This window comes from Pedobacter sp. AK017 (assembly GCF_014200825.1).
Classification (GTDB): domain Bacteria; phylum Bacteroidota; class Bacteroidia; order Sphingobacteriales; family Sphingobacteriaceae; genus Pedobacter; species Pedobacter heparinus.
In genome coordinates, this window is sequence record NZ_JACHCW010000023.1 from 57,082 (window position 1) to 70,537 (window position 13,456).

General features: G+C 37.8%; 10 protein-coding genes. 4 read left to right on the forward strand and 6 right to left on the reverse strand.

Going from position 1 to position 13,456, the window contains the following annotated elements; translation table 11 throughout:
* The first annotated feature begins 125 nt into the window (after positions 1–125).
* The 3 genes from gyrA (at position 126) to HDC92_RS23300 (ending at position 5,103) form a co-directional block, all read left to right on the forward strand.
* The gene (gyrA, locus tag HDC92_RS23290; RefSeq protein WP_183877303.1) at positions 126–2,735 is read left to right on the forward strand and encodes a DNA gyrase subunit A; all 2,610 of its coding nucleotides are present in this window, start codon (positions 126–128) and stop codon (positions 2,733–2,735) included.
* A gap of 59 nt (positions 2,736–2,794) precedes the next feature.
* On the forward strand, positions 2,795–3,871 hold the full coding sequence (locus HDC92_RS23295) for a tetratricopeptide repeat protein (protein WP_015807981.1): 1,077 nt from the start codon (positions 2,795–2,797) through the stop codon (positions 3,869–3,871).
* Between the two features lie 83 nt (positions 3,872–3,954).
* On the forward strand, positions 3,955–5,103 hold the full coding sequence (locus tag HDC92_RS23300; protein ID WP_183877304.1) for a tetratricopeptide repeat protein: 1,149 nt from the start codon (positions 3,955–3,957) through the stop codon (positions 5,101–5,103).
* Between the two features lie 264 nt (positions 5,104–5,367).
* On the opposite strand, the gene HDC92_RS23305 is transcribed toward HDC92_RS23300, so the two are convergent.
* The 6 genes from HDC92_RS23305 to HDC92_RS23330 form a co-directional block, all read right to left on the reverse strand.
* Positions 5,368–5,571 (reverse strand): hypothetical protein, encoded by a 204-nt coding sequence (locus tag HDC92_RS23305; RefSeq protein WP_183877305.1) that lies wholly within the window; start codon positions 5,569–5,571, stop codon positions 5,368–5,370.
* Between the two features lie 246 nt (positions 5,572–5,817).
* Positions 5,818–6,972 carry a hypothetical protein gene (locus HDC92_RS23310; RefSeq protein ID WP_183877306.1) on the reverse strand — a complete coding sequence of 385 codons (1,155 nt, stop codon included), beginning with the start codon at positions 6,970–6,972 and terminating at the stop codon, positions 5,818–5,820.
* Position 6,973: 1 nt separating this feature from the next.
* Complete coding sequence (locus HDC92_RS23315) at positions 6,974–7,762, reverse strand: hypothetical protein (RefSeq protein WP_183877307.1); 789 nt, start codon at positions 7,760–7,762, stop codon at positions 6,974–6,976.
* A 295-nt stretch (positions 7,763–8,057) separates the two neighbouring features.
* Positions 8,058–8,432: a hypothetical protein gene (locus tag HDC92_RS23320; protein WP_183877308.1), complete on the reverse strand. Its 375-nt coding sequence runs from the start codon at positions 8,430–8,432 to the stop codon at positions 8,058–8,060.
* 3 nt (positions 8,433–8,435) lie between these two features.
* Positions 8,436–10,373 (reverse strand): major capsid protein, encoded by a 1,938-nt coding sequence (locus HDC92_RS23325; protein WP_183877309.1) that lies wholly within the window; start codon positions 10,371–10,373, stop codon positions 8,436–8,438.
* Complete coding sequence (locus HDC92_RS23330) at positions 10,370–10,723, reverse strand: hypothetical protein (RefSeq protein WP_183877310.1); 354 nt, start codon at positions 10,721–10,723, stop codon at positions 10,370–10,372. The genes HDC92_RS23325 and HDC92_RS23330 overlap by 4 nt, the downstream gene beginning before the upstream one ends.
* A 444-nt stretch (positions 10,724–11,167) precedes the next feature.
* Between HDC92_RS23330 and HDC92_RS23335 the strand changes: the two genes are divergently transcribed.
* Positions 11,168–13,327: an FUSC family protein gene (locus HDC92_RS23335; RefSeq protein WP_015807983.1), complete on the forward strand. Its 2,160-nt coding sequence runs from the start codon at positions 11,168–11,170 to the stop codon at positions 13,325–13,327.
* Positions 13,328–13,456: the final 129 nt, after the last annotated feature.

The window sequence follows — 13,456 nt, forward strand, 5'->3', positions numbered from 1 at the left end:
TGAAAAAAGCTAAAATTTATAGGTTAAAATTTTTCCACAATGCGCCTTTATGGCGCATTTTTTATTAGATTCGCAAGGTTATAAGAATACCACATTTAAAGCGTTCTTAAGGAACATTAATATTTATGGCAGAAGATTTAGAAAATCAGGAAAACGACAAAATAATCAGAATTGATATTGACGAACAGATGCGGTCAGCTTACATCGATTATTCGATGTCGGTTATCGTATCGAGGGCTTTACCCGATGTGCGGGATGGATTAAAACCAGTTCACCGTCGTGTATTGTACGGTATGCTCGATCTGGGATTAGCAAACAATAAACCCTATAAAAAATCTGCACGTATTGTTGGAGAGGTATTGGGTAAGTACCATCCACATGGTGATGCATCGGTATACAATACCATGGTAAGGATGGCCCAGGAATGGAGCCTGCGTTACCTGATGGTAGAAGGACAGGGTAACTACGGTTCTATCGATGGCGACTCTCCGGCCGCTATGCGTTATACAGAGGCCCGTTTCCAGAAAATTGCCGAAGATATGCTGGCAGATATCAACAAAGATACGGTTGATTTTCAGCTAAACTTTGACGATTCTCTGCAAGAACCAACCGTTCTTCCCTCAAAAGTACCCAACCTGCTGATCAATGGCTCATCAGGTATTGCGGTAGGTATGGCCACCAATATGCCCCCGCATAACATTACCGAGACCATCAATGCGACTATAGCTTATATCGATAACAATGAAATCACTATAGCAGAGCTGATGAAATTCATCAAAGCGCCTGATTTTCCTACAGGAGCTATTATTTACGGTTATACAGGTGTTCAGGAAGCATTTGAAACAGGTCGTGGTCGTATCGTAATGCGTGCTAAGGCCGAAATTGAAGCAGCAAAAGATCGTGAAGTTATTATTGTAACGGAGATACCTTACCAGGTAAACAAGGCCCAGATGATTGAGCGCACTGCAGAACTGGTTGGTGAGAAAAAACTGGAAGGCATTTCGAATATCAAAGATGAATCTAACAAAGATGGTATCCGTATCGTTTATGAGATCAAGCGAGATGCAAATGCCTCTATTGTTTTAAACAACCTGTTTAAGCAAACCGCTTTACAAACCTCATTCAGTGTAAATAACATTGCACTTGTGAAGGGAAGGCCACAATTGTTAAACCTGAGAGACCTGATCCATTATTTTGTGGAACACCGGCATGAGGTGGTGGTTCGCAGAACTAAGTTTGAACTGGCTGAAGCCAAAAAACGTGCACACATTTTAGAAGGTTTACTCATTGCATTAGATCATTTAGATGAAGTCATCAAATTGATCCGTAGCTCAGATACGCCCGAAGATGCGCGTACCGGGTTAATGGAGAAATTTGGCCTTTCCGATATTCAGGCAAGAGCTATCCTGGACATGACCCTGCGCAGGCTGACAGGTCTGGAACGTGATAAGATCAAAGACGAATACAATGAGTTGATGAAAACCATTGAATACTTACAGTCTATTTTAGATGATGAAAGTAAACGTATGCAGATCATCAAGGATGAGCTGACGGAGATGAAGGAGAAATACGGAGATGAGCGCAGAACGACCATTGTGCATTCAGCCGAAGATATGAGCATGGAAGATTTCATCGAAGATGAAGAAGTTGTGATCACTATCTCTCATGAAGGCTATATCAAACGTACCCCTGCTACAGAATACCGCACACAAGGTAGAGGCGGAAAAGGTTCAAAGGGTAGTGATTCCAGAAATGAAGACTTCATTGAACATTTATTGATCGCCTCTAACCATAATTATATGTTGTTCTTCACCGAAACGGGCCGCTGTTTCTGGTTAAGGGTATATGAAATTCCTGAAGGCACAAGGTTAAGCAAAGGAAGGGCGATCCAGAACATCATCAATATTCCTAAAGAAGAAAAAATCAAGGCCTTTATCAAGGTGAAAAACCTGAAGGACCAGGAATATCTGGAAAACAATTACATCATTATGTGTACCAAAAAGGGAACGATTAAGAAAACCTCATTGGAGGCTTATTCCAGACCAAGGGTAAATGGTATCAATGCCATTAACATCAATGAGGGTGACCAGTTGCTGGAAGCAAGTTTAACTACAGGCTCAAGTGAAATAGTGATGGCCTTACGTTCAGGAAGGGCAATTCGTTTCAATGAAGAGAAAGTGAGACCAATGGGCAGAACTGCTACGGGCGTAAGGGGCGTAACACTTGCTCATGAAAAAGATGAAGTGGTTGGCATGATTGCTGTGGATGATCCTGGAGCAACGATTCTGGTAGTTTCCGAAAAAGGCTATGGTAAACGTACAGATATAGAGGATTACCGTGTTACCAACCGGGGTGGTAAAGGTGTGAAAACCATTAATGTTACTGACAAAACAGGTAACCTGGTAGCTATAAAGAGTGTTACCGACGCAGATGACCTGATGATCATTAACAAATCCGGTATCGTAATCAGGATTGTGGTAAGTGAATTGAGGGTAATGGGCAGGGCAACACAGGGTGTTAGGCTGATTAACCTGAAAGGTAACGATGAAATTGCCTCAGTTGCCAGAATTGAACATGAAGACGAAGAAGTTGAGGAAACAGAAAGCCATGTAGTAGTGGATGGTGAACCGGCAGGTGAGGTTGAAGAGGAAATAACAGAGGAGCCAACTGCTGAAGAAGAGAACGAAGAGGAGGGAGATGCTGATGAAGATGCCAGCGAAGAAGAAGATAATTAACCGGGCTTAAATGCTCTTAAATGCCGATAAATAATAATTGTTGAACAAATTATAGAAAAATGAAAAAGGTACTTTTAGGTATATTGTTTGTAGGTGTTACCTCATATGCAAACGCTCAGAAAAGTGAAATTAATGAGGCCAAGAAAGCATGGAATCTTTTGGCTGTAACCTCAGGGAAAACCCTGGCCGACCATTTAAAGGTATTGAATGGTGGATTAGCGCATACGGACAAAGCTATTGCCGATGAAAAATCTAAAAATTTACCAGATGCGTGGTCATATAGGGCCTTGTTTGCATCAAGGATTGCTTTAGTGGATTCAGTTGACCAGAACAATGCCAAAGCCAACCAGAAGATTGCTGAAGAAGCAATTGCCAAAGCAAAATCTTTAGATGAAAAAGGGACAGAAAAAGAGAACATTGAAACAGCAAGTGTAAACGTAGAGAATGCACTCAGGAACAGGGCAATTTATGCTTTTAACAAAAAGAATTTTGCCGGAGCCCTGGAAGCCTTTAATGAGATCACTGCTAAGAGTCCGAACGACACTACTATGTATGTAAATGCCGGTGTAACTGCAAAAGAACTGCAGAATTATCCCGAGGTAGTTAAGAATTTTAAAAAGGCAATAGACCTGAACTATAAAGATTCAAAAATATTGTACTCTGAAATTGTAAGCATCACCTTCGAAAAAATGAAGGACAGTGTTGCCGGACTAAACCTTTTAAAAGAGGCTTCTGCAAAATATCCTGACGATTCTTATTTTATTGGAATGGAGACAGATCTTTACATTAAAAAAGGTGACATTGCAAAATCTCAGGAAATGCTGCAAAAGCTGATTGCCAAAGATCCTAAAAATGCAATCTATCAATATTTAATGGGCGACACCTATTATAAACAGGCATTGGAGATCCAGACTAAAAGAAATGCTTTAGATGTTAAAAAAACTAAAGAATTTAATGAAATGGGTGCTAAGATGACCAAGCTGATCGATCAGTCGGTTCCTTATTATAAAGCCGCTTTAGAGTTAGATCCTAAAAATGTTAATGCATTGGAAAACCTGAAAATCATCTATCTTTTTAAAGATGATAAGGTAAACTATGAAGTAGTCAATAAAAAACTCGCCGAGTTAAAGAAATAATTCATCAGAATAAGGGATTAAAAAGAGGGGTAATTTTTATCCCTCTTTTTTTTTTATAAGTTTGTATCAAGAACACTTTTTGTATGAGTAAGATATCATTAGTTAGTAGTATATTCCTGGTTTTATTAAGTTGCAACATTGCTTTCGCCCAAAAAAGTCAGCTTCAGATTGCACGCAACAGTGTAGGTAAACTGCAGGTAGCGATAAATGCCAAACAAGACGCCAAAAAACAACTGGCAATACTGGGAGAGGGGATTAAGGCAACAGATGCTGCTCAAAATGACAACAAAACAAAAAAATGGCCTGAAACCTGGGCAATTAAAGCTTATTTAAGTTCTTATATCTCTATCATAGATACAGATGAAGGCAATGCTGATAAATACTACAATTTTGCCGTACAGGCTACCGATTCGGCAAGAAAACTGGATAAATTCCAGGCAAATTATCGTTTAATTGACGCTGCAGCCTTTAATGTGAACATAAGGAAACAAAAAAAGGGAAATACAGCTTATGCAAATGGTGATTTTGCAGCTGCTTATGATTTACTTAAAGAAGTAAGTGATTTATTGCCCAAAGACACAACTCTGGCCATAAATACGGCATTGTCTGCCCAAAATAATCAGTCTTACGATAAAGCACTGGTATATTTCAAAAGAGCGAAGGACAACGGGATTAAAAATCCGGTTGTCTTTCAAAACATGGCCAATATTTATACCTCTAAATTTGAACATGAACTCGCCATCCGTACATTGGAAGAAGGTATTAAAGTAAATCCTTATAATGTTTTTCTAACCAATGATTATATCAATTTATTGCTCGACAATGAAAAGTATACCGAAGCCATGCAGGTGATTGAGTCTACACTCAAAGTAGAGAACAATAATAAATTGTTGTATTTTCTGTATGGATATTTACAACAGCATAAATCCAATAACAGCACTGCAGAGCTGGCTTATAATAAAGCCCTGGGATTAGATGAAAATTATTTTGATGCCTTATATCAGCTGGGTATTGTATATATCAACTCGGCAAATGAAGCACTCAGATCAGGAAAGTCAGAACGCAATCAGAAATTTATTTCTTATATCAACAGAGCTGAGATTGCACTGCTGCAGGCACACGAGATCAATCAGAATGATAAAGCGACCGTGCAGTTACTGATTGAGATCTATACCAGAAAAAATCGCCTCGATAAAGTTCAGGAACTAAAGGGAAAGCTGGAAGAGTTTTAATATTTTCTTCTAATCAGGGTAAAAATACATCCAATAGGGCACTATGCAATTTATTACTTAACATAATATTAATTATAGGACATTTATTATTTCTTTATAATAGTTTGCTCCATTATATCCACTATCTTTTAGTGTTTTACCTTTTATGTTTATGTATTGTACTCCTAATCTGTAGTTTTGTATTACCTGGTAAGTTTGTTTGTGTTGTCCTATGAATTGGAACTTTGTTCCTACTTGTGCTTCGTGTAATTTCATTTTCTTTAGTTAATTGAATGTTTTTTTGATGTATCTTGCTAGTACTAAGTCTCTTATTTCGTTTATTTTATCTCTTTCTTCAGTTGTTAACATTTCTGCTTCATCGAGTTTTTTTACGTTGTCGCTTAGTGATTTAATAGTGTAGCTTATGCTTGCTTTTCTTTTGGTTTCTTCAGCCTTGCTGCTTTCTACCATTTTTGTGTTTTTTTCCATACATCTAATATACGAATTTTTTGTATATTTGCAAATTTTTTTTACATTTATTTTTTATTTAATTTTTATTATTATGAAATGGTTTGTTAGAGTATTTTTTGGTGTTCTTGGTTATTGGCTTGCTTGTTTTTTTGCTGTAGTGTTGTTGTTTGCGTTTGCTTTTCTTTTGAAGTATTTAAAGCTTCATGGTTATTTTTGATTAACACTCTCTGCCCACCGGGGGGCAGTCCCCGGCCTGCGGAGCATTTAATTGTATAACCAGCTATCGTCTGGTTTTCCCCATATTAAGCTTTCATTGCTTATCCATTCTGGTTCGTATTCTATTTTTTCTGTTGCGGTTATTCTTTTTTGTGTTAGTAGGTTTCTCCTGTCTTCTTCGTATTTTTTTCTATCCCAGTCTTTTGTTGCTGTTCCGTATCCTAGCGTAGCGTTTTTTCTTCTGTAGTGTTCTAATGTTTTCCAGTATCCTTCGTATCCGTTTTTTATGTCTATTTTTTCTCCGTTTATGTATCTTATTTCTTGGTCTAATTTATTAAGCCATAGTTTTTCTCTTTCTTCGTCACTGTATATTTTATTTCTCAGGTATATTGGTAGTGCCATTTTGTGGCCTGTTCTTGTTACGTAGTATTCTCTTGTTTTTTCTCCGTTGTACTTGTTGTTTTCGCAGTCTATTCTTTCCATGTATCCGCTTCCTATTCCTGCACTTGTTAGTATTTTTGGTTTGTATTCTTTGTGGTCGAAATCCATTTTTTGTACGTATTTCGTTATGTAGTTTACTGTTTTTTCTGTTACGTAGTTTTTTATTTTTTTACCTTGTTTTTCTCCTATCCATATATATCCGTAGTCCCATTTTTTTTCTATTTCTTTTACTTCTGCGTCTGTCCATACTATACCGTGCATGTGTACGTTTTCTGTACCTTTGTGTCCTAGTTCTGTTATGAACCAATGTCTTAGGCTTTTTTTATGATCTTTCCTCCATCTTTCCAGGAAACGTCTTGTTGCCAGTGTTGCTATTGCATTGTCTGTTTCGTATCCTTTTAGTATTATTTCTTCTGTTATTGTTCTGTATTTGTATCTTGTTCTTAGTTTTCCGTTTTTGTCTACGTATTGTCTTGCTATTTCTTTTATTTTTGTTTCTTTTTGTGTTACTTCTTTTGCTAATTTTTTTATGCTTTCGTTGCTGAATGTTAGTGTTATGAATTTTCCGTTTCTGTTGTGTCTTACATCTTCGAGTAGTCTTACTTGCCACTCTCTTGCCTTTGCTTTTCTGCATTCCATGCAGTTCCCACACCCTACGGGTACTGCTAGTACCCTTTTATCGTATATGGCGGGTATTATCCCGCCATTTTTTTTGTTTGGTGTGTATTTTTTGTTCTGTATTAGTGTTGGGAAGTAGCACATTTTATTTTAAGAAGTTTAGTCCGTATTTGTCTGCTAGTTCTGTTAGTGCTTTCACCCACCACGGTGTGTTTGGTGATAGTCCACTTTTTGCCATGTTTGCCTCGAATTCTTTTATTGCTGTTTCTGCTTCTTTTAGTTTTATGTCTTGGCTTTTTTCTTTGTTTCCTAATATTTTACTTAATGTTTCTTCTGTAACTTGTTTTATTTGATCTTTCATTGTAAGATCACTTATTGTTTGGTCGTTAGCTTTTATTATTGCTTCTGACATTGTTTTGTTTGCGTTTTCTACTATTTGTTTTATTGAATCTTCTTTTGTCGCTGTTTTGATTTCTGTATCTATACCTTTGTTTGCTGCTTCTGCTTTTTTGTTTTCTGTATCTGCTTCTATGTTTTCTTTTTGCGCTTTTTGTAGTGCCAGTTGGCTTGCCATTTGTATTCCCATTCCCACTCCTGTATTTGGGTCTCCTGCTTGTCCTCCTGTCACGCTTCCTGCTCCTGCTCCTGCTGCTGTTGCGCCGCTTGCTCCTGTTCCTCCGTATAGTGCGCTGATACTCATTCCTGCTTTTTTGGCTTCTGCTACTTGCGCTGCGTAGTTTGTGTCTTTCCACATTTTCATTGCTTGTTCCCTGTTGAATGTTCCCAGGTCTTTTTGTGCAGCTATTTGTTGGTCTGTTAGTTTTTGTTGCTGTTTCAGTTGTCGTTTGTCTTGCCAGCCACTGAACAGCATGTTCATCCCTTGTCCAATTATTCCGTTCGCCGCTCCGGCGACTTGATCCATTCCGAATGCCATGTTAGTTTATTTTTTTTATTTTGATTATGTATTTGTCTGTTGCTGTTATTAGTTCATCGTCGATGTGTTGTAGGAATTTTATTGCTTTTATTTGTTCGATTATTTCTGTTACTTCTTGTTGGTCTTGGTTGTTGTCGATTCCTTTGATGTAATCGTATGTGTTTATTGTTGATTTCATTTTATTTTCCTTTCCGCTTTTTTTTCTAAAAAAAGCGGTACGCCTTACTTGATAATATAGTATATGTGCGTACCGCTTGTTAATTCGCTGTTAATCAGCAGTGTTTGCTTGGTCGCACTATACTCCATCTTGGCCTTCTTGGCCTTGATTTTTACCTTCGTTTAGAGCATTTTTTGCTTGTTCTCTTATTTTTTTGTTGATCTCTTTTTGTTCTTGTATAGTTTGTTTTCTCCTTTCTAATCTTTGTGCATCCATTTCATTGTCTTTGATTGCCATTTCGCTTGCTTTTTCATAGGCTTCGTCCCAATAGTCGTGTCTTATGTCGAAGCCCCCTATTACACCATCTTCTTTTCTGGTGAATATTAATTCTTTAGTTTCTGGATTTTCATCTCCGTTTGCCATTAATCTTTCGATTCTGGTTTCTATTGATTCTCCTTCTACGCTTTCGTTTACGGTCAGACTTGTAGTCGACCTTATTTTTTTTCTATACATATTTTACATTTTTGGCATTTGATTTGCTGACATTTTTCTTGTTGCTTTGTCTTCTATTCTGAATTGAGCCCATATGTTTTGTGCGTCTCTGGCTTCGTAGGCAAATACTCCGTTGTATTTTGCTGGGTCTATGTATGTTGTCAGGTCTTTTATTCTTTTTGTTGTAGCGTTTGCTTCGTAGTTTCTGTCGAATATCATCCAGCCTTCGCTTTTTTGTTCTGCGAAGTTTCCGAATGCTCTATCTATTTCTGTTTGATACCATGTCCATGCTGGTTGTTTTCCCGCTTCCATAAACACTGGTGTTCCATCGCCTGATACTTTTGTATCCCATGAGGCCATATTGTCTGTTAGGAGTGCTTGAAATCCTATTTGGTCGAATGCTGGTTTGTGGAAGTCATCGTATGTTTTTAAGTTTGTATCCCATTTGTTACCTTGTGTGTAGGTAAGTCTTGGTGTTAGGCTTGCGATGACCATGTAGTATGCATGTTGTGTGTCGTCGTTTGTTATTCTTATTCTTCCGCCTTTGTGTCCTGCTGTTTTGCCTCGTCCAGCTATTGTTCCTAATGGTTGTTCCTCGCTTGCTGAATTTGATATTACTTGTTCAAATATCAGTTCTTTGCTCATTCCGCCTTCGAATGTTGGTATTTCTGATCTTGTTCTGTTTGTTACATCGTATGTAACTTCCATCATGTCGTCTACTGTTGCTCCTGCTACTGCGATTCTGTTTAGATAGTTGTATAATTTTTCTTTGATTAGTAGGTTGTCTATTGTGAATTTTCCGTCTCCGTCTATTTGTATTGCTGATCTTGCGTTTACTCCGTTTACTCCGTCTATGTATTCTGTATTTAGCCAGTTTTGTAGTACGTCGCTTTGGTATGTTTTTATTGCTAATCCTTCTTGTGAGCTTAGTTTTCTGTATGTGCTTCCGTTTAGTCCTAGTGATAGTCCGAATGGTGCTGGGCTTGTTTCGTCTATTATGAATGGTTCTGTACTTTTTATTGCTGCCAGCACATCCATTTTTATATCGTCTAGGTTTTTTAATGGGAAGTTTACTATCTTTGGCATTCTTGGCGCGTCTTCTGGTATATATTTCCAGAAGTTAGCTGTGTTGTGTGTGTATTCTCTTTTTGGGTATGTTAGTATTATTGCTGCAGGTTGTACTGTTATTGAATAGAACATTTCGCCTGCTATAGCTTCCTCCCCTTCTAATGATATTATTATTTCGAATGGGTCTGGTGCTTCGCCTACGTAGTATATTAGCATACTTGTAGCTCTTTCTATAGGTATTTCTTCGCTTCCTGCGTTTGGTGGTAGTTCTGTATCTTCCCCGTAGTTTCTTATGAATATTTCTGTTACTGTTGTGATTACTGGTTTTGCGCTTATTACTGCGCCGTCTGTTTCTTGTTTGTTTGCATAGTAATTTTTTACTATATCCCAATACATTAACCATTGTAATGCGTTAAAGTATCTCATTGGTGTTGTTGTGCCGTTACCTTGTCCCGGCCCGTTAATGCCCAGGTATCTGAATATGCTGCTTGGGTTTGTTTGTTGGTTATTTGGGTCTTTTGTCCAATCTATGTCGTTTGCTTTGAATTCTATGAGTGGTAATTTGATGTCACTCATTGTTAATCCTTTCTCCAGAAGGTTCATGTGTAGCTTTGCTACCCATAGTCGTATGTCTATTTTGAATACGTCTACTTGTAGTTTTGCACTGTCGAATAATGGCCCTTCTGTTGGGTGTGTCATTAACATTGCGTCTAAGTCTATTTCCCTTGTGTCTCCTGCTAGTATTAGCGAGTTGTGTATAGGTAGTAGTGTTCCTATGGCCATTGTTGTTTTTACGGTGGTATTTAGGTTATGTGTGCTTCTTCCGTAACCTTCTATGTTTACCTCCATTTTGTTGCCGCTTCCTATGCGGCCGCCACCTAGTTCTCTTTTCATATTTGTTCGTTATTTCGTTTAACTATTTCTTCTTGTTGTTTTTTCAGGTCTTCTGTTTTTTCTATTAGTATACTTACGAACCCTGTTAGTAAGTCCCAATCTAGTTTACCTGCTGTTGTTCCTTTTAGTTTTTTGTCCAGTTTTTCTTCTGTTTCAAACCATTGTGTTATTCTATGTTCTGCTATTCCTGCTGCCCATCCATGTTGTTTTGACCATATTTTTACGAATGGTGTTCCTTCTACTTTTTTTCTTTCGAAGGTTATTTCGTTTTTTGACATGTCACCATAGTCCGAGTTGTTTCCCGCACTTCCTACATATGTAGGTGACTTTTTTAATGTTGTATTTTCCATTGTATTTTGCTTCTGTTTTGTATTGTTTTTTGTTATATTCGTTTTCTACTTGTTGTTTTGTTATATATTCGCCCGTTTCGGCGTCTACGTATTCGTATACGAATAGCCATGTTTTAGCCATCTCTGATCATTATTTTTGTTATTATACGATGTATGCTTTTGTTGTTATTATTTGGTCGATGTTGTTGATTATCTGGGTGATATTATCGACTTCCTGCATCTTTGATGCGTATCGTTTACGATATATTTTTAACAGTGAGGTTAAAAATATTAAGTCTTCTTTTAACATAATTAATTATCTTAATATTAATTATGTGACTAATATATTGTCCCATTACTGCTGTAATTTATATTTGTCATATAAATTAAATATATCCAAAAAATGTCGATCTTACTACTTTAAATGGTCAAATAATTGATGTATTTAATACATAAATTTGCAATATGTTTAATCGTCCCGTCAGAAGTATTCATGATTTTTTATTAAGTACTTATTTCGCTGATGGTCTTCGCATTACACTTGGCGTACTCTGTCCTTCATTGATATTTGCACAATTCGGTCTCCTCCAGTACGGCATGACAGTTTCACTGGGTGCATTATGCGCCAGTGTGGTAGATTCGCCGGGCCCAATTGTGCACCGCAGAAACGCAATGCTGATTACCACTGCGCTGATCACCTTGATCTTTATCGTTGTAGGTTTAACCAACAGTAATATATATTTCACCGCAATCCTCATTGTGCTGTTCAGTTTTGTCTTTTCGATGTTCTTTCTATATGGTCTCCGGGCCGCCTCAATTGGTACATCAGCCTTACTGATCATGGTTTTAAGTATAGACGATATCCGTCCATGGCAGGAAGTACTTTTTTCGTCGGGCCTTATTTTTCTGGGCAGTATCTGGTATACCGGACTGAGCTATTTTTTTTACAGGATACGCCCCTATCGGCTGGTTCAGCAAACATTGAGTGATTCCATCCATGAAGTCAGTCTTTTTTTAAGGGCAAAAGCCAGGTTTTATCACAAAAATATTGATTATGACGATAATTATGCCGAGCTCCTGCAGCTGCAGGTCCTTGTACATGAAAAACAGGATGCCGTTAGGGAAGTTTTGTTTAAAACCCGCGAAATTGTAAGGGATTCTACCCCTGAAGGCCGCTTTCTCCTATTGGTTTTTGTCGACATGGTCGACCTTTTTGAACAGGTAATGTCTACCTATTACAACTATAAACAATTGCATGAGCAATTCGATTCTTCCGGCATTTTAAGGCATTATGAAGCGGTGATCAAAAAAATAGCAGATGAACTGGATGATATTGCGTTCGCTTTAAAAACCGGGGGCACGCCCAGTCTGCCAACTTCGCTGATCAGGGACGTAGAAAGGTTAAAAAACCAGATTACCTGGCTCGAACGTAAAAATACAGATGGAAAATACAGTACACTGGGTATTATCGCCTTAAAAAACATAGAAGTTAACATAGAGAACATCCTGTCCCGTGTAAAGACCATCAATAGTTATTTCAATAAAAAAGAAAAGAAAAATCTCAAAGCCAGGGAAATAGAAATAGAGAAATTCGTGACCAGGCAAAGCATCGACCCAAAATTGTTATATGAAAATATAACATTCAACTCTTCTACATTCAGGCATTCCCTCCGTGTGGCCATTGTCATGCTTATCGGCTTCATTGTCGCCAAAACGCTGAACCTTTCCCATAGCTACTGGATCCTGCTTACCATCCTTGTCATCTCAAAACCTGGTTTTAGTTTAACCAAACAACGCAATTATGAACGGATCATCGGTACTGTGGTCGGCGCATTTATCGGAATGGGCATCCTTGTATATGTTCAGGATAAAAATACGCTGTTTGTTATCCTGCTCTTCTGCATGATTGGGGCCTATAGTTTCCAGCGTAAAAATTACGTGGTCAGCGTACTGTTCATGACTCCCTATATCCTGGTCCTGTTTGATTTCCTTGGCATGGGAAGTCTGTCCATTGCCAGAGAAAGAATCTATGATACCCTGATCGGTTCCGGTATTGCCTTGCTGGCCAGTTATTCATTGTTTCCCAACTGGGAACATGAAAAGCTTAAAGAAGCCATGCTGGATACACTGAAAGCAAACATAAAGTATTTTGAAGAAGTTGTACTGTTGTATATTGATGAAGTACATAACCTCACCAATTACAAAGTAGCCCGTAAAGAAGTGTATGTAGCAACGGCCAATCTGGCCTCGCTTTTTCAACGCATGTTTTCAGAGCCTAAAAGTAAACAGTTGATGATCAAAGAGCTGCACCAATTTACTGCCTTAAACCATCTTTTCTCTTCCTACATTGCAACATTATCACTGTATAAAAAAGAACATGCTTTTATAGTCGCTAATTTTGACGACCTGAAACCTATAGTTCAAAATACCACATACCTTTTAAATCTGGCTACAGAAAATTTGCTGTCCAACAAGGAACAAACCAGTAATGTACCGCTCATCCGGACAAATATAAGTACCCTGAAACAAACCTCTCAGGATGAGGTTATTATTTCTGAACAGATAGACCTGATCCAAAAAGTAGCCTACGATATCTTTAAGCTATCCGAAAAAATTAAAATATAAACCCACCAGTATTTTAATCGTCAAAGGCCTACGCTGTAAATAGCAAATTTATTTTCATCAATTTTTAGCAATCTCATTTCACCACTTTTTAGCAATAAATATAACCGTTATACCCTCAGGTTGAATTGG